Below are 22,668 nucleotides of genomic sequence, written 5' to 3' on the forward strand. Positions count from 1 at the left end.
AATACGCATCATGGCCCGCAAACTCAGCATGAAGATGGCGATCAACGAAGCGATCGACCAGGAAATGACGCGCGATCCGAGTGTGATCATGCTCGGCGAAGACATTGTCGGCGGCGCCGGCGCCGAGGGCGAGAAAGACGCCTGGGGCGGCGTGCTCGGCGTGACCAAAGGCCTGTACGCGAAGCACGGCGACCGCTTGCTCGATACGCCGTTGAGCGAGAGCGCGTACGTGGGCGCGGCGATCGGCGCCGCGGCGTGCGGCATGCGTCCGATCGCAGAACTGATGTTCATCGATTTCATGGGCGTGTGTTTCGACCAGATATTCAATCAGGCGGCCAAGTTCCGCTATATGTTCGGCGGCAAAGCGCAGACGCCGGTGGTGATCCGCTGTATGGTCGGTGCGGGTTTTCGCGCGGCCGCACAGCACTCGCAGATGCTGACCCCGCTGTTCACGCATATCCCCGGGTTGAAAGTTGTGTGCCCCAGCACGCCATACGACACCAAGGGACTCTTGATCCAAGCGATTCGCGATGACGACCCCGTGATTTTCTGCGAGCACAAGAACCTCTACGGATTCGAAGGCGACGTGCCGGAGAACTCGTATGTCATCCCGTTCGGCGAGGCCAATGTCGTGCGCGACGGCAAGCACGTATCGATCGTGACGTACGGATTGATGGTGCATCGCGCGCTCGAGGCGGCCGCGCAGTTGGCAAAGGAGGGTATCGAAGCGGAAGTGATCGACTTGCGTACGCTTTCGCCGCTCGATATCGATACGGTGCTTGAATCGGTGGAGAACACCGGCCACCTCGTGGTCGTCGACGAGGCCAGCCCGCGCTGCAACCTCGCAACCGACATTTCGGCACAGGTGGCGCAGCGAATTTTCGGCGCGCTCGAGGGGCCCATCGAGATGGTTGCGCCGCCCCATGTGCCGGTGCCGTTCTCGCCGACGCTCGAAGATCTATACATTCCGAGCGGCGCGCAGATCGCCGAGGCGGCGCGCCGCACGCTGGGCAAAGGAGGCAAGCAGTGATGGCCGCACAGATCATCCCTATCGTCATGCCCAAGTGGGGCTTGGAGATGCGCGAAGGCACCGTGCAGGACTGGCTCGTGAACGAGGGCCAGCGCATCGAAGTGGGCGAGGCGCTCGTCGACGTCGAGACCGACAAGATCTCCAATGCTGTCGAAGCGACGGATGCCGGGCTGCTGCGCCGGATCGTCGCACAAAGCGGCGAGACGCTTCCTGTCAAAGCGCTGCTGGGCGTGTTGGCCGAGAGCGAAGTGAGCGATGCGCAAATCGAGGCCTACATCGCTGCATACGAGGTGCCGGCCGCCGGAGGCGATGAAGACGAGACGGGACCTGCATTCGAGTATGCCGACGTCGACGGAATCCGTATTCGCTATGCAAGGCGCGGACCGGAACAGGGCACGCCGGTGGTGTTCATTCACGGCTTCGGAGGCGATCTGAACAACTGGCTGTTCAATCTCGATGCCGTGGCCGATCGACATCCTGTCATCGCGCTGGACCTCCCCGGGCACGGACAGAGCCAAGCCAAACTACCTGGCGCGTCGATCGCCGCGCTGGCCGAGTTCGTTCTGAAGTTCCTGCGCGTCGCCGATGTGACGGGCCTGGCTCACCTGGTGGGACACTCAATGGGCGGCGCCATTGCGATCCAGATGGCGGTCAGCTCACCGGAGCGCGTGGCGAGTTTGGCGCTGGTCAGCCCGGCCGGCTTCGATACCGAGATCAACGGCGGGTATACAGACGGCTTCGTGCGGGCGCAATCGCGGCGCGAACTCAAGCCGGTATTGGAACAGCTTTTCGCCGATCCCGATTTGGTGAGCCGTCAGATGATCGACGACATGCTCAAATTCAAGCGTATGGACGGTGTCGAACCGTTGCTCGCGGAACTGAGTGCGGCACTCTTCGGCGGCGGCAGACAATCGGCGGTGTTGGCCGCCGACCTCGCAGCATTGGACAAGCCGGTGCTCGTGTTCTGGGGTAACGACGACCGCGTGATTCCGGCCGAGCAGGCGGCCAATGCACCATCGAATGCGAAAGTGATTCGATTCGACGCTACCGGCCACATGGCCATGCTCGAGAAAGCCAGCGAAGTGAACGCGGCATTGCAACGTCATCTGTCTGGCGGTTGATGTCTTGTTCTTCCGGCCGCTGGCAATGTGAAGATCATCGTGTCGCCGGCGGAACTGGCGACCCTGTGAGCGGCGCTCGGGAGGTCTTCGTTCCAGATGCCTATGTCATTCGATATCGTCGATTTCGCAATCGGTTCGGACGATCCTCTCGCCGCGGAGCAGGAGTTGCTCTCGCTGGCCGCAAAGGGGCGGCGGGTTGCGCATCTTTGGGAGGCTCCGCTCTCGCTCGTGGTGCCGCGTAGCTACCGGCGCTACACGGCACTCGATCCGGCTCGGGCGGAGTTCGCGCGGCGCGGTTGCCCGGTTTTCTTGCGCATGTCCGGGGGCGGGCTCGTTCCACAAGGGCCGGGCATCGTCAATGTGAGCCTTGCCTATCGGGTACGGGGAACGGTGGGCGAGCTTTCCGAGGCCGTATATCGGCACCTGTGCGAACTGTTGCAAAGGGCGCTTGGAATGTTGGGATTGGAGACGCATTGGCAAACGGTGGAGGGCTCTTTCTGCGACGGTCGCTTCAATCTGGCTTGGGGAGGACCACCGGATGATGTTCGCAAGATCGCAGGTACCGCTCAATATTGGCGGCGTCTCGAGACCGCATCGGAAGCAACGTCATCGCCGCTGCATGCGGTACTGGCGCATGCAGTGTTGCTGGTCAGCGCCGACCCCGAGGAAATCAACCAACGCGCGAATGCGTTCGAGGCGGCTATCGGTAGCGCAAAGCACTACCTCGCCGGGCGTGTGATCAGCGTGCAGCAAGCGCTTTGCGCGGCCGGGATGGGTCTCGCACCGGCCGACTGGCTCGACCGGGAGGTCATGGCGGCACTGCGCGCCTGCATTGCGGCGGACGGACCCGATGGGTAGTCGATAGCGGGACTCGGCAACCGTTTGCGGAATCACCTGACCCTAACGACGACCTTGCCCTTGGCGCGTCCCTGAGCCAGGTATTCGAGCGCTTCCTTCGCCTGCTCGAACGGAAAGACCTTGTCGATGATGGGACGAATGCGTTCCGATTCGAGCAATTCGCCAATTTCGGCGAGCTGGGCACCGTCGGGATGCACGAAGAGAAACGAGTAACCGACATTCTGCCTTCTTGGGAGGCGCATGATCTTCCGGCTCATCAAGGCGAACACGAACTCCAAAACGGTACGATGGCGTCGGACGGCGCCGAGCGGGAGCGGGCGCGAGCCCGAGCGCTCGGCATACTCGCGCAGGCGGTGGGCGCGATTGCCCTGTCGCGCGCATGTCCCGACGATTCGCCGCTGGCCAACCGGCCGTTCCCCGGAATACAGGGGAGAGCAGGCGCACATCGTCCGCTGGGACGGTAAACAAGTCGAAATGGAGCGTCTCAGCGCGCGCCGAGTCGATCTCAAGGGCAGGGGGCGCGCGGCCCGCGAAACAGTCCTTTAGCGTACAGACCTGCGGCCAGGTTGATCGGATGATGGCTGGAAGATATCCAACCTGATGCAAGCGATCGACAAGAGGCGCTATGCGATACCAACGCGATGTAAATCAGCCTCCCCGGGACCGACGAGTGGAATACGGCTTGGCCGACCAAGCGCGGGAGGACAAGCGCAAGCAGGATGACGCGCATATCGATTCCGCAGCCACCAAGTGGCGATATCGGCCCCAGCCCACCCCGAAGAAAGACGCGTGATACGCGGCAGCCGGCCCGCGACGAAGACAACGATATTCGCGCAGTCGATTAGGTAGGTGATCGCGACACATTGTGATCCGGGATGATTGCCGTTCGCAGGCCTAGCCGTCTCGCGTTTCGACTGGAAATGGAGGCCGCAATGAACATCAATCCTCTCGCCGGCACGCTCGCGTCGCATGCGATGCTGGTCAACGTTGCGCGGCTGGTCACGGCGTACTACACCGATGTACCGGACCCCTCGATTCCCGAGCAACGGATAGCATTCGGCACGTCCGGGCATCGCGGCTCGGCGTTCGAGCGTAGCTTCAATGAGTGGCATGTTCTTGCCATTACGCAGGCCATTTGCCGTTATCGAAAGCACCACAGCATCGACGGCCCGCTGTTTCTCGGAATCGATACGCATGCGCTCTCGGAACCTGCTTGCGCGAGCGCGCTCGAGGTACTGGCCGCCAACGGCGTCGACGTCATGATTGCGCAGATCGGCGAATACACACCCGCGCCGGCCGTGTCACACGCGATCCTGGCTTACAACCGCGGCCGCGCTGCGGGCCTGGCGGATGGCATCGTGATGACGCCTTCGCACAACCCGCCGGAAAGCGGTGGGCTCAAATACAACCCGCCGAACGGCGGACCGGCGGACGAGACCGTCACCCGCTGGGTCGAGGCAGCGGCGAACGCCATGCTCGAAGCGAAGCTCGACGGCGTGCTGCGCGTACCGCTGTCGAAGGCGCTGCGCGCCACGACGACGCACCGCCATGACTTCCTCAACGCATACGTCGGCGACCTCGCCAATGTCATCGATATGGATGTGGTGCGCGGCGCGCCGATCCGCCTTGGAGTGGATCCGCTCGGTGGCGCCGGTGTGCACTACTGGGGGCCGATTGCTGCACGATATGGCTTGAATCTGATTTCGGTCAATGACGAGGTCGATCCCACCTTTCGCTTCGTGAGCCTCGATTGGGACGGGCGGATTCGCATGGACCCCTCGTCGCCCTATGCGATGCAAACGCTGCTCGAGCAGAAGGACCGCTTCGATGTGGCGTTTGCGTGCGACACCGACCACGACCGGCATGGTGTCGTCACGCGTAACGCGGGGCTGCTGCCGCCGAATCACTATCTCACGGTCCTCGTCGATTACCTGTACTTGCATCGTCCGAAGTGGCCCGCCGACGCCGCGGTGGGCAAGACCATCGTCTGCAGCCAGATGATCGATCGCGTGAGCGCGAAGCTCGGCCGTGGGCTCTACGAAGTGCCGGTGGGATTCAAATGGTTTGTCGGCGGCTTGCTTGACGGTTCGCTCGGCTTTGCAGGAGAAGAGAGCGCAGGCGCGAGCTGTCTGAGGCTGGACGGCACGACGTGGACGACGGACAAGGATGGGATCGTGCCCGCATTGCTCGCAGCCGAAATAACGACTCGAACAGGCCGCGATCCCGCCGAGATTTACCGCGATCTGACCCAGAGATTGGGCGAGCCGACCGAACGTCGCGTGCAAGCCGTGGCGACGGCGCAGCAGCGTGCGCTGCTGGCGCGGCTCTCGCCTGCGCACTTCACCCATACCGAGCTGGCAGGCGAAAAGATCGAGCAGGTGCTCGATCGCGCGCCAGGCAATCACGCCGCCATTGGCGGCATCAAGGTCATCACGAAGAACGGATGGTTTGCGGCGCGCCCATCAGGAACCGAAGACATGTACAAGATCTATGCGGAGAGCTTTCGCGATGAGGTTCACTTGACACGCATCGTCGACGAGGCTCAGGCATGGATCGACGACATGTTGGAGACACAGACGGCCGAGCGTGACGGCGCCGTGCAGTGAAGCGCAACAGCGAGCGCATTGCATGGGACCGATCGCAATGAAATACACAACTGGACGTGGACGAGGTTACGCGATGGGCCAACGTCGCAGATCGTCGTCGCCATGGAACAGCACGGAGCCGGTTCGCGAAGAGCTCTTCGGCGAAGAACGGCTGGCGCAGCATGCTCGCAGTCTTGCGGAAGCACAGCAAATCTCGAAGAGATCGTTTGCCGGGCCGTCGCTTGCAACGAGACTCAAGGATAATGCGGACCACCTGTTGCACGCCTACGAAGCGACCGTGGCCGCCGCCGCGCACGATGAAGCGATCACGCCGGCAGCAGAGTGGCTGCTCGACAACTACTACATGGTCGAAGAGCAGGTCCGGCAAATTCGCGACGACCTGCCGCCCAGCTACTATCGGCAACTGCCCAAGCTGAACGGCGGCCCGTTCGCCGGCTATCCTCGAGTATTCGGTCTCGCCTGGGCCTTCGTCGCCCATACCGACAGTCGCTTCGATCCCGATCTGCTGTGCCGGTTCGTGCTGGCCTACCAAACGGTGCAGCCGCTGACGATCGGCGAACTCTGGGCGGTCGCGATCACGCTGCGCATCGTGCTGATAGAGAATCTGCGGCGCCTCGCGGACCAGGTCACCGACGAGCGATCAGGTCGATTGGAAGCCGACGCGATGGCTGATCGCCTTCTCGGCGCGCGGGGGCAACCGCCGGAGCCGGTTGCCGCATTCGTCGCGCGCTACGGATGCTCGGCCTTACGCGACACTTTCGCGGTGCAGTTGTTGCAACGGCTGCACGACCAGGACCCTGAGGTGACGCCCGCGGTTGCCTGGCTTCGCGAGCGCCTCCTGGCCCAGCACACCACGGCGGAGGGGATCGTGGCTGCTGTGCATCAGCGGCAGGGCGCGGCCAGTCTGACGGTGCGCAACGTGATTACGAGCATGCGCTCGATTTCCGACGCCGACTGGACGCAGATGTTCGAGCGTATCAGCCCAGTCGATGAAATCTTGCGGACCCATCCCGGTTTCGTCGAGATGGATTTCGCGACGCGTAATTTATATCGCGGCGCCATCGAGGCGCTGGCACGCGGCTCGGGGGTCAGCGAGACCGATATCGCGCGTCGTGCCGTTGCGGCCGCGGAGCAGGCGGCACAACAAGCCAATGCGGAGCATGCCACGGCACGGAACAACGGCCCGCAGGCCGCCGACACGGCGGCGCGCCGCACGACCGATCCCGGTTATTACCTGCTGGCGGGCGGTCGCCGTTCGCTAGAGGCCGCAATCGGCTATCGCGCCCCGGTTGCCGTGTGGTTGCATCGCTTCACGCGCCGCGCCGGAATTGGCGGCTATATCGGCCGTATCGTGTTGCTTTGCGCGCTGATGCTGGCGGGCGTGCTGGCGCTGCTGGACGGCCTCGTCCCTCATGCTGGTTGGCTGGTTTGGCTGGGCTTCGCCGGGTTGCTGCCGGCGGTGGACGTGGCGGTGGCGATCGTCAACCGTGGCGTCATGCGCGACGTCGGCGCAATCGTGCTTCCAGGCCTTGCTTTGCGTAACGGTATCCCGGCCGCCTTGCGCACGGTAGTCGCCGTGCCCACGCTGCTGACGACGCCGGCGGCAGTGGCCGAACAGGTCGAGCGGCTCGAAGTTCATCACCTCGCAAGCCCGGAAGGCGAGCTTTACTATGCGCTGTTATCCGACTGGACCGATTCGCCGACTGCCGAGGCCGATGGCGACGACGCGCTGCTGGCGGCCGCGGCAGCGGGCATCGCCCGGCTGAACCGCCTCTATGCGGGCGGGCTGGATGGGGAGCGGTTCCTCCTGCTGCATCGGCGACGCACCTGGAACGCCGCCGAACGGCAATGGATGGGTTGGGAACGCAAGCGGGGAAAATTGCATGAGCTGAACCGGCTGTTGCGTGGCGCGCTCGATACCTCGTTCATCGGCATCGATGGGCAACCGCCCGCCGTGCCGTCTCAAGTTCGTTACGTGATCACGCTCGATGCGGATACCCGCTTGCCGCGCGACACGGTTCGCCGGCTGATCGGCAAGATGGCTCATCCGCTGAACCGCGCGGTGTTCGATGATGCAAGCCGGCGCATCGTCGACGGCTACGGCGTGCTGCAGCCGCGTGTGACGCCGTCGCTGCCGGTGGGCGCCGAGGGTTCGCTGTTCCAGCGCGTTTCCTCGAGTCCGAGCGGCATCGATCCCTATGTGGCCGCGGTGTCGGACGTCTATCAGGACCTCTTCGACGAAGGCTCATATGCGGGCAAGGGGATCTACGATGTGGACGCCTTCGAGACCGCCCTGGCAGGACGCGTGCTCGATAACACGATGCTCAGTCACGATCTGTTCGAAGGTATTTTTGCGCGCGCCGGCCTCGCGTCCGATGTCGAGGTGGTCGAAGCGTTTCCGGCCCGTTACGACGTCTGCGCAGCACGCCAGCATCGCTGGGCGCGCGGCGACTGGCAACTGCTGCCATGGTTGGCGATGGCGCCCCGACGCGCAGATAGGGCGCTGGGAGCGACGGGCCGCTGGAAGGTACTCGATAACCTGCGCCGCACGCTCACGGCGCCCGCCGCATTTGTCGCACTGCTGGCAGGCTGGAGCTTGCCGTTGCCCGTTGCGCTCGGCTGGACAGGCTTCGTGGTGGCAACCATCGCTTTGCCGGTGCTGCTACCCTCGCTGAGCGCGCTCGTGCCGCGTTGGCAACGCGCGCACGTGAAAATGACGGCGCGCAGCCTGCTGTTCGTGTGGCTGGACGATCTGCGGCTCGCGCTCGCGCGGCTTGGATTGTCCATCTTCTTCCTGCCGCAGCAGACGTGGTCGATGATCGATGCGATCGCCCGTACGCTGTTCCGCGTGCTGATCAGTCACCGGCACCTGCTCGAATGGACGACCGCGGCCGAAGCGGGTATCCGCGATCGGCTCACACTTGCCGCGACATTCCTGCGCATGCGCGGCGGCCTCATGCTCGCGCTCTTGGGCATCGCGGCGAGCGCGTGGGCAGCGTGGCGCTTCGGTAATGACGGTGCATGGGCGGGCGTTCCATTCGCGTTTGCCTGGATCGCATCGCCTGCCGTCGCGTACTGGACGAGCCTCGCGCCCTGGCCGGCCGGCGAACTCATCGTAGGAAGCGAAGACGCGCGGCAACTGCGGCTCCATGCACGCCGGACGTGGCGCTATTTCGAAACCTTCGTCACGGCCGCCGATCAGCTGCTGCCGCCGGATAACTTCCAGGAGGATCCGCGGCCGGTCGTCGCGCATCGGACGTCGCCGACCAACCTCGGGCTCTATCTGCTTTCCACGGTCAGCGCGCGCGAGTTTGGTTGGGTCGGCACCCTCGACACCGTCACGCGGCTCGAAGCGACACTCGCCACGATGCAGCGCTTGCCGCGCTACCGCGGACACTTCTACAACTGGTACGACACCCAGGATCTGCGGCCGCTCGAACCGAAGTATGTGTCGTCGGTCGACAGCGGCAATCTTGCCGGGCATCTGATCGCGCTGGGCAATGCCTGCCGCACGTGGGCGACTCAGGCTGCCCACGCAGGGCGGGTGGTGGCCTTCGCAGGCGTCCGCGACACTTTGGCGTTATTGTGCGACACCTTGCGAGCGAGCCGGAGCGAGAGCACGCGGAGCCCTTTGCATGGCGAGTTCGACCAAGCCGTGGCCGCGCTGCAGGCAGTGCTCGTCGACGCGGGACCGGACGCGCCAGCAGCGGACGGCAGCACGCCAACAGAGCTCGCACCGGCGTGGCCGGCAATCGCGCTGCTCGCCGCCACGGTGGCCGATATCGCGCGTGCCCTGGTCGATGAGAAGCATCGCGATCGAGACGGCCCGCTCGACGATGTGCTGTTTTGGGCCGACGCGCTCGAACTTGCGGTTCGCAGTCATCGCAGCGATAGTGCTTGCGCCCCGGACGTTTGGGCCGCACTGCACGCACGCTTGCGCACACTGACCGATACCGCGTTGCAGATGGCCGATGCGATGGAGTTCGGTTTCCTGCTGGACCCGACGCGCAATTTGTTGTCGATCGGCTACGCGGTCAGCGAGGGTCGGCTCGATCCCAGCAGCTACGATCTGCTGGCGTCGGAGGCGCGGCTCGCGAGCTTCGTTGCGATCGCCAAAGGCGACATTCCCGCGCGCCACTGGTTCCGGCTGGGCCGCGTCGCGACCCCTGTCGCGGGCGGCGCCGCGCTGGTCTCATGGTCGGGTTCGATGTTCGAATACCTGATGCCTTCGCTCGTGATGCGCGCGCCGGCGAGCAGCCTGCTCGCGCGAACCAACGGCTTGGCCGTGCGCAGGCAGATCAGTTACGGCGCGACGCTGGGCTTGCCGTGGGGAATCTCCGAATCCGCATACAACGCACGGGATTTCGAATTCACGTATCAATACTCGAGCTTCGGCATCCCGGATCTCGGGCTCAAGCGCGGTCTCGGTCACGATGCCGTCATCGCGCCGTATGCGACCGCGCTCGCCGCGATGGTCATGCCATCGGCGGCCATGCGCAACTTCGAACGCCTGAGCGCCGCGGGAGCGGGCGGGCGCTTCGGCTTCTACGAAGCGCTCGACTATACGCCCGCGCGCGTACCCGAGGGGCAGCAGGTTGCGGTGGTACGCGCTTTCATGGCGCATCACCAGGGCATGTCGATCGTATCCATCGCCAATGCGCTGCTGGGCGGACGCATCCGCACCTTCTTCCATGCGGAGCCAGCCGTCCAGGCAACCGAGCTGCTCTTGCAGGAACGCATGCCGGGCAGGGTGGCCGTCGCTCATCTGCGGGTCGACGAGAACCGCAGCACAGGCCCGATGCGCGACGTCGAGCCGGCTGTCGCACGGCGACTGCTGTGGGCGAATGACCCATCGCCCGCGACCCATCTGCTCTCGAATGGCCATTACTCCGTGATGCTCACGGCGGCCGGCTCCGGGTACAGCCGCTGGAACGATCTGGCCGTCACGCGCTGGCGGGAGGATGCGACGCGCGACGACTGGGGCAGCTACGTGTATCTGCGCGACGTGGCAAGCGGCGAGCTCTGGTCGGCCGCATGGCAGCCGACGGGGGTGGTGCCCGACAGCTACGACGTGACGTTCGCGGAAGACCGCGCGGAGTTTGTCCGGCGCGACGGGGCGCTGACCACCTCGCTCGATGTGGTGGTATCCGCGGAGGACGACGCGGAGGTGCGGCGGGTATCGGTGGCCAACGGCGGGTCGCGCGCACGCACCATCGAACTCACGTCCTACGCTGAGATCGTGCTTGCACCGCCGGCCAGCGATGAGGCGCACCCGGCGTTCTCCAAGCTGTTCATCGAGACTGAGTATCTGCCTGAGCCGGGTGTCATTCTGGCGACGCGGCGCCGTCGCGCACCGAGCGAACCGGAGGTCTGGGCCGCCCATCTTGCGGTGGTCGAAGGCGCTGCTCTCGGGCGCATCGAAGTCGAAACGGATCGCGCGCGCTTTATCGGGCGAGGCCGGAGCGTCCGTTCACCACTGGGTCTCGCAGACGAGCGGACCCTCGGCAATTCGGCAGGCGCGGTGCTCGATGCCGCGTTCACGATGCGGCGGCGTCTCGTCATCGAGCCGGGCGCGACCGCGAGCATTGCCTTCTGGACTATCGTCGCCGAGTCGCGCGCGCAACTACTGAATTTGGTGGACAAACATCGCGACAGTGCTTCGTTCGCGCGGGCGGCGATGCTCGCCTGGACGCAGGCCCAAGTGCAGTTGCGCCATAACGGGGTGAGCCCGGATGAAGCCAGCCTGTTCCAACGGATGGCTGGGGCCATGCTGTATGGCGATCCTTCGCTGCGGCCGAACTCCGCGGCACTGCTGCGCGGAATGGAGGCGGTGGCCGCAGCGGGTGGCATGGGCGCCGCGCCGCTATGGGCGCATGGCGTGTCGGGCGATCTGCCCATCCTGCTGGTGCGGATCGATGACGCCGAGCATATGGCATTGGTGCGGCAGCTGGTGCACGCTCACGAATACTGGCGCATGAAGCGGCTCGCGGTCGACCTGGTCATCGTCAACGAGCGCGCGTCGTCGTACGTGCAGGATTTGCAGGGCGCGCTCGAAACGCTGGTGCGCTCCGGTCCGCCCCGGCAGCGCTCAGGCGGCGCCGTGCGCGGCGAGATCTTCGTGTTGCGTGCGGACCTGATGTCGAGCGACGCGCGCGCACTCTTTCCCGTTGCCGCGCGGGTGGTGCTGGCAGCGCGCAACGGCCGCTTGCTCGATCAGCTGCAGCGGTTGGCGAGCTCGGCTCCACGTCCGGCACCGGCCCAGCCGCGCGTCAGGCGCTCGCCTTCGCCGGCGCCTGTGCCGGCGCCGGCGCCGGTCACGAGCATTCAGCCGGGGGCCGGACTTGAATACTTCAATGGTCTCGGCGGGTTTGCGAACGATGGTCGCGAATACGTGACGGTCCTCGCGCCGGGTCAATGCACGCCGATGCCGTGGGTCAATGTCGTCGCGAATCCGGGTTGCGGCTTTCTGGTGTCGGCCGAGGGTAGCGGCTACACGTGGGCATCGAACAGTCGAGAGCACCAACTGACGCCTTGGTCGAACGATCCGGTCAGCGCCCCCCCAGCAGAAGCGTTTTACGTTCGCGACGACGAGACAGGCATGCTGTGGGGGCCCCAGGCGAGCGCCGCGCGCGACAACACGCCAGGTGCCGCGCCGTACATCGCGCGTCACGGCCAGGGCTATAGCCGCTTCGCGCACACCGCTGAAGAAGTCGCGCTCGAGTTGCTGCAATTCGTGCCGCTCGAGGACCCGCTCAAGATATCGCGTCTGACGCTGCGCAATCTGTCGAACCGTCCGCGCCGGCTTTCGGTGACGGCCTACGCCGAATGGGCATTGGGTGCATCACGCAGCGTTGCCGCGCCACATACCATCAGCGAGATCGACGCGGCCACGGGGGCGATGTTCGCCTGCAATGGTTGGACCCAGGCTTACCGCGGCCGCGTCGCGTTCGCGGATCTGGGCGGCGAACAGACCGCATGGAGCGCCGACAGGTGCGAATTCATCGGCCGCAACGGGACCTTGAACGATCCTGCGGGGCTCGCCACTGGCGCGGGTGCCTTGCCGCTGTCCGGGAAGGTCGGGGCGGGTCTCGATCCTTGCGCGGCGTTGCAATGCTCGATCGAACTGGAGCCCGGCGGGACCGCAGAAGTGATATTTCTGCTCGGCGAAACGGATGCGCCGGAGGCGGCACGGCGATTGATTGCACGTTATCGCAAAGCGGATCTCGACGCGGTACTCGCCGCCGTGACCGCATTCTGGGACGACACGCTCGGAGTCGTTCAGGTGTCCACGCCGGATCGCACGATGGACCTGATGCTCAACCGTTGGCTGCTCTATCAGACGCTCGCCTGCCGCATCTGGGCGCGCGCTGGCTTTTATCAGGCGAGTGGCGCTTACGGTTTTCGCGATCAGTTGCAAGACGGTATGGCACTCGCCGTTGCACGCCCGGCGCTGACCCGCGAGCACCTGCTGCGCGCGGCGGCGCGACAGTTTTCGGAGGGCGACGTGCAGCATTGGTGGCTGCCTCAGGACGGCGCCGGCGTGCGCACGCGCATCTCGGACGACCGGGCGTGGCTTGCCTACACGGTGGCCCATTATGTCGACGTGACCGGAGACCGGGCGATTCTCGACGTTGCTGTGCCGTTTATCGAGGGCAGACCGCTGGCCGCCGGCGAGCATGACGCTTACTTCGTGCCGACTGTTTCGGAGCTCAGCGCACCGCTGTGCGAGCATTGCGTGCGTGGTCTGGAGCAAAGCCTGGGGCTCTTCGGAGCGCACGGCTTGCCGCTGATCGGCACGGGCGACTGGAACGACGGCATGAATCGGGTCGGCGAAGAGGGGCGGGGAGAAAGTGTCTGGCTCGGCTGGTTCCTCTATGCCGCGCTCATGGCGTTCGCACCGATCGTGCGTACACGTGGCGATGGCGAACGGGCGGACCGCTGGCTCGAGCGAGCCGAAGCGCTGCGCACCGCGCTCGAGGGCGCGGGTTGGGATGGCGAATGGTACCGGCGCGGCTACTTCGACGACGGCACGCCCCTTGGGGCGGCCAGCAACGATGAGTGCGCGATCGATGCGATTGCGCAATCGTGGAGCGTGCTGTCGGGTGCGGCGGGCGCGGCGCGGGCCGAACGCGCAATGGCCGCGCTGGATAGCCGGCTGATTCGCCGCGAGGACGGCTTGGCGTTGCTGTTCGCGCCGCCGTTCGATCGCACGTTTCTCGAGCCGGGGTATATCAAGGGTTATCCGCCCGGCATTCGGGAAAATGGCGGCCAATACACGCATGCCGCCGTATGGTCGGTGCTGGCCTTCGCGCAATTGGGCGACGGCGATCGCGCTGCGGAGTTGTTCGCGCTGCTCAACCCGATCAATCGCACGCGTACGCGAAGCGGCGGGAGGCGCTATAAGGTGGAACCGTACGTCCTCGCCGCCGACGTTTATTCGGTAGCGCCGCATGTAGGGCGCGGCGGATGGACGTGGTATACGGGCTCGGCGGGATGGATGTATCGGGCCGGCATCGAGGGGCTGCTTGGCATCCGCAAGCACGGCGAGGAGCTGTCGATCGAACCGTGCGTGCCGAAAGGCTGGCCTGGCTTCACTGCCGTGTTCCGCCATGGCGCCGCGCGATACGACATCACTGTCAAGAACCCGTGCGGCGTCAGCCGAGGCGTGAGCAGCATGGAAGTGAACGGTACGGTGCTCGAATCCGGCAAGACAACGGTGCGATTGGTGGACGACGGTCAACGCCACAGTGTGACCGTGACCCTCGGCGTAGATGTCACCTCATGGCCGAGGGCGTCGTCCGGCGAGGCAGAGAGCCTTAAACAGTCGTGAATGAGCTTCGTTCGGTGTTCGCCGCTCAAATCCTGCCAACAAGCAGCAGCACGACGACGATGAGCAACAGCACGCCGAGCACGCCGCTGGGCATGTACCCCCATGAACGGCTGTGCGGCCAGGTCGGCGCGGCCCCAATCAACAGGAGCACCAGTAGTACGACCAATACGGTTCCTAACATGATGCTTCTCCATGAGCCTTGTTTTGCTGGCGCTTCGGTGTGTTTGTCGCCGCGTTTCGCGCTTCGCGCAGTGCGTGCGGAGTCTGTATGGTTCCCGTGCGACATGCCTGCCGATGCTTGTTTCCTGCAAGTGGCGGAGCATGCCATTCGAATCAAACCGAGACCGCTAGCGTGAGGTTGGCACGAATTGGCGACGCAGTCGGTACGGCGGCGGACAGCGAGACCGCAAATACGCATGCATGAGCCAAGGGCACCCCGCACGCCAAGTCATTCCGGCGCTCGGTCAACTCGGAGACGGTCGCAGTTGCTGCACCGTGAGGGCTTCATCTCGAGGCTCGCGGTCCATTGCCCCGAGCGTATTCCTCGAGGTAAGGCATGCGTCGATCATCTCCCGAACTGAAGTCGCGTAGCGGTCGGCGCCGATTGCGCTCTGCAGGTCCTTGCTCCACTGATCGGTGCCGCCCGCAGGCCAGAGGCCTACGACGATCGGTGTGTCCGGCAAGCGCTGCCGCAGGCGTCGCAGCAGGTAGCGCAGATGTGACGGGATGCCGTCTATATCGAGATAGAAGATGCATACCGTCTTCGCAGTGAGGTCGAGGCTGTCGATCCGCACGCGAGAGACCGCGTCATGCGGGATCACCCGGCAGTCGCGATTGTGCTTTCCCAGAAGCTGAACGAGGATGGCCGATGCCAATTCGTCGAGCGGGCCCCGTCCTGCTATGCAAACAATGGGATTGTCGGCGCGCTCGGCCATTGAAGCTTGCGCGTCCGTTGGGACAATGGGAGGCATCAGTTCGAGCGGCACGTTTTGTACGGCGCGCGAGGGCGTCAGAGCGCTCGCGCTGTCGTTGGCCGCCACCGGCGCCGGATCCATGTCGGCGAAGGCGTCCAGACCTTCTATGAGGTCGTTCGTCGTGTCATGGATTCGCGCCAGCTGTGCGGTTGTCACACCGCCGCGTGCAACATCGTTGGCGGCGAGTTGCAATCCCTCGAGTGCGACTTCGTCGTAGTAGGCCGAGAGCGCCCGGTCGCGCAGCAGGATTTCCGCTTGCTCCAGTATTTCATCCGGGTCGCCCGCGAGCGCGCGCTGGTAGAAGTTTTCGATTGGAGTCAGCGCCGGCTGGTCACCGAGCAGCACGTCGAGAAATTCGAGCCGGGCAACGTGGCGGCCCAGAACCAGAACGCAAAGCGTCAGCGGCGTGGACAGGATGAGCCCGACAGGCCCCCATATCCAACTCCAGAAAATCGCGGCAACGACGACCGAAAACGGGGAAAGGCCGGTGCTATGGCCATATAACAAGGGCTCGACGGCTTGACCGACCAGCAACTCGACCGTCAAAAAGAGCGCCAGCGACCAGATCGCCATCGACCACCCGGGACTGACTGCTGAGGCAAGTGCGATAGCCAGGAGCGCGGATATCCAGATGCCAACGTAGGGCACGAGGCGCAACAGCGCGGCCAGAATGCCCCAAAGTACGGGGTTGGGGACGCCAATGAAAAACAGGCCCGTGCCGATCACGACGCCCACGCCGGCATTCACTCCGAGTTGCGCGAGGAAATACCGGCTGAGGCGGCGCGCGGCCTCGTCCATGGCGGTCGTCGTCCGATGCAGATCTCTGGAGCCGAACAACCGGATCGCGCGATTTCGCAGATCGTCTCGCTGGAGCAAAATGACTACGGTAACGACGAACACGATAAAAGTCGTTTCAAGCGGGCTGACAACGGGGGACAGCACGCGCCGGATAAGCTGGAAGGCGGTGGGAGCGGGCTCGCGCACCTCGACCGGAAGCGCGGCGGGCGACGGGGATGCATTCGAACCGGAGGTGGGCTCAGGCTGGCGGACGGTTTGCGAGTGACCGATCGTCGCGTGTTGAAGCGCTTCGCCAACGGCGCCTGTCAGAGCGTTCAATTTCGAAAACGTGAGGGTGCGCGCGGCATCGATCTTTGTTTCTATCGTCGCCTGATACCGGGGAATGCCCACAGCGAGATTGGTCAATTGGGTCGCGATCACCGCGCCAAGCAGGATGATCACAGAGAGCGAAAGCAATACAGCGACGAGAACCGAAGCGATATGTCCGAGCCTGACGCGGACCAGCATATTGACCAGAGGCGAGATGAGGAAGCTCAATAGAACAGCGACTGTGACAGGAATCAGGACCTCACGCGCGAAATAAAGGCCCGCGACGACGGCTACTCCAGCAGCAATGGGGACCAATGCCCGTACGCCGGGCGCTTCGGGCGACTCGGCTAGCGTTGCCGGCGTCGCGCAATGCGGTTCGATTGATTTGGACATGACCGATGGTGCTCGCAATGCGTTCGCACAGCGACACCCCTCACGAATTCGTGGAATCGAATCTTAAGCTACGCCATCAAAGCTGCGGATGCGGTACGACAGCGTACAGAGAAGACACGCGCAAGCCCTGGAGCATTCGTTTACAGTCCGAGGGGAGGGGGCATTCTTGCGTTCCACCACTTTGTCGTATTCGCGAATGCACTCGCGGCGGTCATCCAATGGCGCTCGACGTCACCTCTTGTTAGTCTCAATCGAACCTCCAGGAGTCTTCCATGCCAAACGCAAATCAATCTCTTGGAAACCACCTGCTTTCGGTTTTGCCGGAAGCCGAGTGGGCGCGCATCGGTCCGCATATGGTGGAGGTGGATATGCCACTGGGACAGGTCGTCTACGAATCCGGCGACCGCCTCCATCACGTCTATTTCCCGTCGACCGCAATCGTCTCGCTGCTCTATGTGATGGAGAACGGGGCGTCGGGCGAGATCGCGATCGTCGGCAATGAAGGGGTGGTCGGCATTGCGCTCTTCATGGGAGGGGAAACCACGCCGAGTCGAGCGGTCGTGCAGAGCGCGGGCAAAGCCTACCGGCTCGAGGCGCGCATCCTCAAGGAGGAGTTCCATCGAGCCGGGCCTACGCAGCGGTTACTGCTGCGGTACACGCAGGCCCTCATCACGCAGATGGCGCAGACCGCGGTGTGCAACCGGCATCATTCGATCGATCAGCAATTGTGCCGCTGGCTCCTGCTGAGCATCGACCGGCTGCCGTCCAACGAGTTGAAGATGACTCAGGAACTGATCGCCAACATGCTCGGCGTACGCAGGCCCGGCGTCACCGAGGCGGCCATGAAGCTTCAGGACGCGGGCCTCATCCGCTATAGCTACGGTCACATCGAGGTACTGGATCGACCAGGCCTGGAAAAGCGTGTCTGCGAATGCTATGCGGTGGTGAAGCGCGAATTCGATCGACTGTTGCCCGACCTGAGGGCGTTGTAGCGCAAATGGAAGCGCTGAAGAACCGCTGTACATCCGCGGGGAAAGGTATACAGTGGGCATTGTTGCGGCGCAGCATTAGTGGTGCTGGGTCGCTCCGACCTGCTGGTCTTTAGCGAGACGCTCGCCTCCGAAATCCTTTGGACGCACGTGCCGGGTCGATTCGGGAGCATTCATTCAATGAACATCGCTGCTATTGAGCAATCCGCTGACTTCGGCCAGCGTGCGTTACCGGCAATTTTCGGCTTGCAGAACGAAGCGTTCGAACGTTTTCAGACGCTGACGCATCTCAATCTCGATGCCCTGAAGGCAATGATGGAGCAAGGACAAGCCGTCTTGTCATCGATGCCATTCGGACGAGCGCCATCCACTGACGCGGGGGGCCTGCCGCAGCAATTTCTCGAGCACGCCCAGACGTATGCGGAGCAGGTCCGACAGATCGTGATGCGCTCCCAGGGAATGATGCAGGAAGCTATCGAGCACGCGGCCGGCGTGCGCAGGCCTGGAAACGCAGTATCTGACGTCGCATAGACCATAGCGATGCGCGGCTTGCCGCGCAAGCACGGAACGACGCCCTGCACGAGCGGGCCGTTGGGCGCTTTAGCCCCCTGGTGGGGAGCCGGCAAGACGCCGGCTCCCCCTTTTTTTGCCGTCAAAATAAGTTTGCTTTGCAATGGCAATCAGCGCATTGTGGACTGATCTCACCAACGAAGACGACGCCATCGTCCTCGCGATGCAATATGGCAAAGACATCATAGACGGCAAGGTTCAGGCGACCGAGCTCTGATACACCGAATGAATGCTCGTTGGTCGACGGTTCTAGGGGAGCAGGCCATGGAATATCCACTTTACGTCCGCCGCGATGGCGAAGCTGGTTTTCGCGCGAGTTTCCCCGATTTTCCCCGCGCCGATGTGCGCGGCAGTTCGTTCGGCGAACTGAAGCGCAACGCGCAAGAAATGGTCGAGTTGATGTACGACCGTAGCGAACAACTCATACCTGCCCCCACCGGCAGCACATCGGAATTGCATGCGCTCGACATGGACGACGGAGAAGGGCTCTGGATGTTTATCGACATCAACCTGGCGCGGGTTACCTCGAGGGCCGTCGCCGTTCAATTCAGCCTGCTCGAGAGTCTGCTGAAGCAAGTCGATGCGGCGGCGAAAGAACGTCATATGACGCGCTCCACGTTTTTCACGTTGGCTACCGTGCATGAACTCGAGAACCGATAACGCCCGCCGTTTGCTGGCGAACCAGTTTTCTCACAGCAGGAGTGGATCATGATCGACGACCAAGTGAACCCGGAAGAACTAGCGGAAAGCAGGACACGCAGAGAAGCCGCCGATAATGCGACGGACGATGGCATGCCTATGGCGCCCGAACATATCGAGAGCGACGTTGGGCAAACTGAATATAAAACGCCGAAGCAATGGATAAGGCACGCGAGAAAATGGCTGGGTTCGGGACGAAGCTTTATGCAATTCTGAGCACCGTCGATTCATCGTCGCACATGGCTACAGTCACAGCGCCTTCAAATCGGGCAGCAGACGATCGAATTCACGCTTCACCACGGCGTAGCATTCGCAGACATGCCGCTCGAGCCCTGGCCGGTCAAGCACCTCGATGTGCCCATGACTGTAGCGGATCAATCCGGCGCTCTGCAGTTTCAATGCGGCTTCGGTGACTCCCGATCTGCGCACGCCAAGCATGTTGGCGATGAGTTCCTGCGTCATCTTCAACTCGTTCGATGACAGGCGATCGATGCTCAGCAGCAGCCACCGGCACAATTGCTGATCGATCGAGTGATGCCGGTTGCAGACCGCGGTCTGTGCCATCTGCGTGATCAGTGCCTGCGTGTACCGAAGTAACAAGCGCTGCACGGGCCCACCGCGGCTGAATTCGTCTTTCAGAATTCGCGCACTGAGCCGATATGCGTGGCCGGCACTTTGAACGATCGCGCGGCTCGGGGTGGTTTCCCCCCCCATGAAGATCGCGATACCGACGATTCCCTCCTTGCCCACGATCGCGATTTCGGCAGACGCGCCGTCTTCCATCACGTATAGCAGCGAGACGATCGACGTGGTCGGAAAGTAGACGTGTTCGAGCTGCCCGCCCGACTCGTAGATGACCTGCCCGAGCGGCATATCCACGTCAACGAGGTGGGGGGCAAGGCGCGCCCACTCCGCCTCGGGTAGCACCGCCAGCAACTGGTTCGCGTTTCGATCCTTGATATCTGGCATTGACGACCCCTTGAGCCGCTGTGGCGCACGTGTGCGTCGACGTTACGACGCGGCAAAAGCCGCCTTCGCGTGGAATCCTATTATCTTATGAGCGTCGTGCCGTGAAAAGAGCGGAAAACGCTCGCCTTCCGCCGAGCCGAAGGCTTCGGATGCCATGTCGCGGCAAGCGCAGGCCGAACGCGAAAAGCAGGCGCGCGTGATTCTGGGTTCCGCGGAAGCCGAGATTGCCGCGAAGTTCGTCGAAGCGGCGCAAGTCTACGAAAACCATCCCGGAGCGCTTCAATTGCGGGCGATGAATATCATCTACGCAACGACCAAGGAACGCGGTGCGACGATCCTTATTCCGGGCTCGATGGTCGACAGTCTTAATCTGCCGCTAGCGCTGGCAATTGCGGGGCATGACGTGGCGGGGGCTGCGTTGACGCCAGTCAAGACCGCAGCGTAGGTCGTCTGAAGTGTTCACCTATTCGGCGGGCCCGAGGATTACATCGATAGCGGCCTGTCCTGCGATCTCCGCAACGAGGTAGGCCCAGCGTCGGGAAAACGGACCACCCCGGATCTTGATGCGCTCGCCGAGCGCTGCCACACCCGGAGGATTGATGGGCGCTTTGATGCGAAACCAGACATCGAACATATCCGTCGATGTGGAAACGAGATCAATGTGAATCTCGAATCCGCGATATTCGACTGCTCGTTGCATGATGAACCTCAGGTTGCCGCAGGGCGAGAACATACGAGGGCCCATGCTAAACCTATTTGTCTCCTGCGTACGCTTTTGCCGGGCCTTTCCATTGCCGCTCGGAGATGGCCGCGTCAGCGACCTGGCCGGTTGGCGTGTGGTGTACCTCGGTGCCGTCGCGTCGATGCTGACGATTGCACTGCCGCTTTGGTGGAGGCTACCGGCATTGGCCGGACGGACGCTTATAAAACCGCCTCCGCGACGAGCTGCAACGCAGGTGCGAGTTTCAGATAAACCTCCGGACGTTCGAGCGCATAGGTCAGATTTCGTTGCGCGATTTGCACGTGCTCCGTGGCCAACGACTGCGCGCGTGTGCCTTCGCCGCGCTCCATCGCTTGCACGAGGCCGTGATGCTGCTGATGCGCCATGAAAAGCCATTGTCGGCCTTCGTCGATGGCCGATTGCATGGGCAGCATCGCGCTTGCCGCGGCGAACGGTAGACGGTTGTTCATTTCGATCGCGCGGATCAGCGCTGCGTTGCCCGAGCCTTCGACGACCAGCTTGTGAAACCGGTTGTTCATGTCCGTGTACGTGGCGTAGTCGTCGAGGTCGAGTTCGGGCTTCGCGAGCAACCGGTCACCCGCGCGCAGGCATTCGTTCAGCGCATTCGACAACTGGCGCGGTACGCCATGTTCGGCCACGAGGCGCGCAGCCATGCCTTCGAGATGCCCGCGTACCGCAATGGCATCTGCGATCTCGGCAGCGGTGATGCGCCGCATCACATAGCCGCCCGCCGGAGACGGTTCGACGAGGCCTTCCTGCTCGAGCGTGGTCAGCGCGAGCCGGACGGGCGTGCGCGATGCCTGAAGACGCTCGGCGAGCGCGACTTCCCCGAGGCGCTCGCCGGGGGCGAATTCGCCCTTGAGGATCAGGTCGCGCAGATACACCAACACACGTTCTTGCTGAGATTCCATTTCGTTCTCCTAGGCCCGCCGGGCGATGCCCAGGGCAGGCATGTGCCACTGATTTTAGAGCAAGTTAGACGAAAGAGGGATCAAAAAAACGGCGCTTTCTTATTCAATGTTCTTCAATGTATGCAATATGGAGGAAGGCTCAAGTAAGAGTGCTTGCGAGACATGTAGGTGAAAATCCCTATGCGCACGTAGATTTTAGATAGAAATCAACACATTGAGTGGAGCGTCGGCCGGCGATTGCACAGAAAAGCCACCTCCGACCAAGGCGTAGATGTATGCAACGATTGCGAAAATGGATTCGCTAGCCTACGATTCGGCATCAAGAAGTGAGGTTCTGTATGCATACATCAGCCTCATGAATTCATGTCAATCGGAGACACGCCATGATGAGTTCCCAGCAAAACGACACGATCACGCGCGTCGGCAAAGACACGCCAGCCGGCCAGCTTCTGCGCAACTACTGGCAACCGGTGGCGCTCGTGGAGGAGTTGCCCGCGCAGCGCCCGGTCCGCGCAGTGCGGCTGATGGGTCAGGATTTCGTCGTCTTCAAGGACGAGCAGGGTCGCTACGGCATGCTCGATCGCGACTGCCCGCATCGCGGCGCGGATTTGGCGGCGGGGCGCCTGGAGGGGGGCGGTCTGCGCTGCGCGTTTCACGGCTGGCTCTTCGACGTCAACGGAAGCTGTTTGTCGACCCCCGGCGAACCCATCGGCAGCACGCTCTGCAAGAAGGTGCGCCAAAGTGCCGCGCGTCAAACAAGATGAGAGCAGCGCGTCAATCAGGATGAGAGTACTGGCGTGGCGGCAGCGGTGAAGGGCGTAGCCCGGAACCGCTGCCGCCACGCCGCGCCGAGCAGTCCCCCGTCATCG

Annotated in this window: 14 protein-coding genes and 3 pseudogenes; 11 read left to right on the plus strand and 6 right to left on the minus strand. The window is 63.3% G+C overall.

Features of this window, described 5'->3' with window-relative positions; all coding sequences use genetic code 11:
- Positions 1–10: 10 nt before the first annotated feature.
- From GWC77_RS22490 to GWC77_RS22500, 3 genes are all read left to right on the plus strand, one after another.
- Positions 11–1,030 carry an alpha-ketoacid dehydrogenase subunit beta gene (locus tag GWC77_RS22490; protein WP_173260438.1) on the plus strand — a complete coding sequence of 340 codons (1,020 nt, stop codon included), beginning with the start codon at positions 11–13 and terminating at the stop codon, positions 1,028–1,030.
- Positions 1,030–2,151, plus strand: coding sequence for an acetoin dehydrogenase dihydrolipoyllysine-residue acetyltransferase subunit (locus GWC77_RS22495; protein ID WP_173260441.1), 1,122 nt, complete (start codon positions 1,030–1,032; stop codon positions 2,149–2,151). Before GWC77_RS22490 ends, GWC77_RS22495 begins: the two co-directional genes overlap by 1 nt.
- A gap of 102 nt (positions 2,152–2,253) precedes the next feature.
- Positions 2,254–3,009: a lipoate--protein ligase family protein gene (locus tag GWC77_RS22500; protein ID WP_173260443.1), complete on the plus strand. Its 756-nt coding sequence runs from the start codon at positions 2,254–2,256 to the stop codon at positions 3,007–3,009.
- A gap of 32 nt (positions 3,010–3,041) precedes the next feature.
- On the opposite strand, the pseudogene GWC77_RS22505 reads toward GWC77_RS22500, so the two are convergent.
- Positions 3,042–3,290: pseudogene (locus GWC77_RS22505) on the minus strand (zinc-binding dehydrogenase); the annotation flags it as partial.
- A 651-nt stretch (positions 3,291–3,941) separates the two neighbouring features.
- Between GWC77_RS22505 and pgm the strand changes: the two are divergent.
- Positions 3,942–5,615 carry a phosphoglucomutase (alpha-D-glucose-1,6-bisphosphate-dependent) gene (gene pgm / locus GWC77_RS22510; protein ID WP_173260444.1) on the plus strand — a complete coding sequence of 558 codons (1,674 nt, stop codon included), beginning with the start codon at positions 3,942–3,944 and terminating at the stop codon, positions 5,613–5,615.
- Between the two features lie 73 nt (positions 5,616–5,688).
- Positions 5,689–14,445 carry a glucoamylase family protein gene (locus GWC77_RS22515; RefSeq protein WP_173260445.1) on the plus strand — a complete coding sequence of 2,919 codons (8,757 nt, stop codon included), beginning with the start codon at positions 5,689–5,691 and terminating at the stop codon, positions 14,443–14,445.
- A 25-nt stretch (positions 14,446–14,470) separates the two neighbouring features.
- Here GWC77_RS22515 and GWC77_RS22520 read toward each other — a convergent pair whose 3' ends face one another.
- On the minus strand, positions 14,471–14,626 hold the full coding sequence (locus GWC77_RS22520; protein ID WP_173260446.1) for a DUF3309 family protein: 156 nt from the start codon (positions 14,624–14,626) through the stop codon (positions 14,471–14,473).
- Positions 14,627–14,909: 283 nt separating this feature from the next.
- Positions 14,910–16,919 carry an AI-2E family transporter gene (locus tag GWC77_RS22525; RefSeq protein WP_173260447.1) on the minus strand — a complete coding sequence of 670 codons (2,010 nt, stop codon included), beginning with the start codon at positions 16,917–16,919 and terminating at the stop codon, positions 14,910–14,912.
- 272 nt (positions 16,920–17,191) lie between these two features.
- Here GWC77_RS22525 and GWC77_RS22530 point away from each other — a divergent pair, with 272 nt between their 5' ends.
- The 4 genes from GWC77_RS22530 to GWC77_RS22545 all read left to right on the plus strand — a co-directional run bounded on the left by GWC77_RS22530 (position 17,192) and on the right by GWC77_RS22545 (position 19,393).
- On the plus strand, positions 17,192–17,911 hold the full coding sequence (locus GWC77_RS22530) for a Crp/Fnr family transcriptional regulator (RefSeq protein WP_173260448.1): 720 nt from the start codon (positions 17,192–17,194) through the stop codon (positions 17,909–17,911).
- A gap of 78 nt (positions 17,912–17,989) precedes the next feature.
- Positions 17,990–18,439 carry a phasin family protein gene (locus GWC77_RS22535; RefSeq protein WP_367949078.1) on the plus strand — a complete coding sequence of 150 codons (450 nt, stop codon included), beginning with the start codon at positions 17,990–17,992 and terminating at the stop codon, positions 18,437–18,439.
- 303 nt (positions 18,440–18,742) lie between these two features.
- Positions 18,743–19,138 carry a type II toxin-antitoxin system HicB family antitoxin gene (locus tag GWC77_RS22540; RefSeq protein ID WP_173260449.1) on the plus strand — a complete coding sequence of 132 codons (396 nt, stop codon included), beginning with the start codon at positions 18,743–18,745 and terminating at the stop codon, positions 19,136–19,138.
- A 48-nt stretch (positions 19,139–19,186) separates the two neighbouring features.
- Positions 19,187–19,393: a hypothetical protein gene (locus GWC77_RS22545; protein WP_173260451.1), complete on the plus strand. Its 207-nt coding sequence runs from the start codon at positions 19,187–19,189 to the stop codon at positions 19,391–19,393.
- A 33-nt stretch (positions 19,394–19,426) separates the two neighbouring features.
- On the opposite strand, the gene GWC77_RS22550 is transcribed toward GWC77_RS22545, so the two are convergent.
- A complete protein-coding gene (locus GWC77_RS22550) occupies positions 19,427–20,146 on the minus strand; it encodes a Crp/Fnr family transcriptional regulator (RefSeq protein ID WP_173260452.1) in 720 nt (239 codons plus the stop codon).
- A 148-nt stretch (positions 20,147–20,294) separates the two neighbouring features.
- On the opposite strand from GWC77_RS22550, the pseudogene GWC77_RS22555 reads away from it, so the two are divergent.
- A pseudogene (locus GWC77_RS22555) lies at positions 20,295–20,591 on the plus strand (slipin family protein); the annotation flags it as partial.
- A gap of 18 nt (positions 20,592–20,609) precedes the next feature.
- Here the strand turns inward: GWC77_RS22555 and GWC77_RS22560 are convergent.
- Together GWC77_RS22560 and GWC77_RS22565 are read right to left on the minus strand one after the other, a co-directional pair.
- The gene (locus GWC77_RS22560; protein ID WP_173260454.1) at positions 20,610–20,846 is read right to left on the minus strand and encodes a hypothetical protein; all 237 of its coding nucleotides are present in this window, start codon (positions 20,844–20,846) and stop codon (positions 20,610–20,612) included.
- Between the two features lie 221 nt (positions 20,847–21,067).
- Positions 21,068–21,799, minus strand: coding sequence for a GntR family transcriptional regulator (locus GWC77_RS22565; protein ID WP_173260455.1), 732 nt, complete (start codon positions 21,797–21,799; stop codon positions 21,068–21,070).
- A 383-nt stretch (positions 21,800–22,182) separates the two neighbouring features.
- Here GWC77_RS22565 and GWC77_RS22570 point away from each other — a divergent pair.
- Positions 22,183–22,545 (plus strand): annotated as a pseudogene (locus tag GWC77_RS22570) (Rieske 2Fe-2S domain-containing protein); the annotation flags it as partial.
- Positions 22,546–22,668: the final 123 nt, after the last annotated feature.

The organism is Paraburkholderia sp. NMBU_R16, from assembly GCF_013282575.1.
GTDB lineage: Bacteria > Pseudomonadota > Gammaproteobacteria > Burkholderiales > Burkholderiaceae > Trinickia.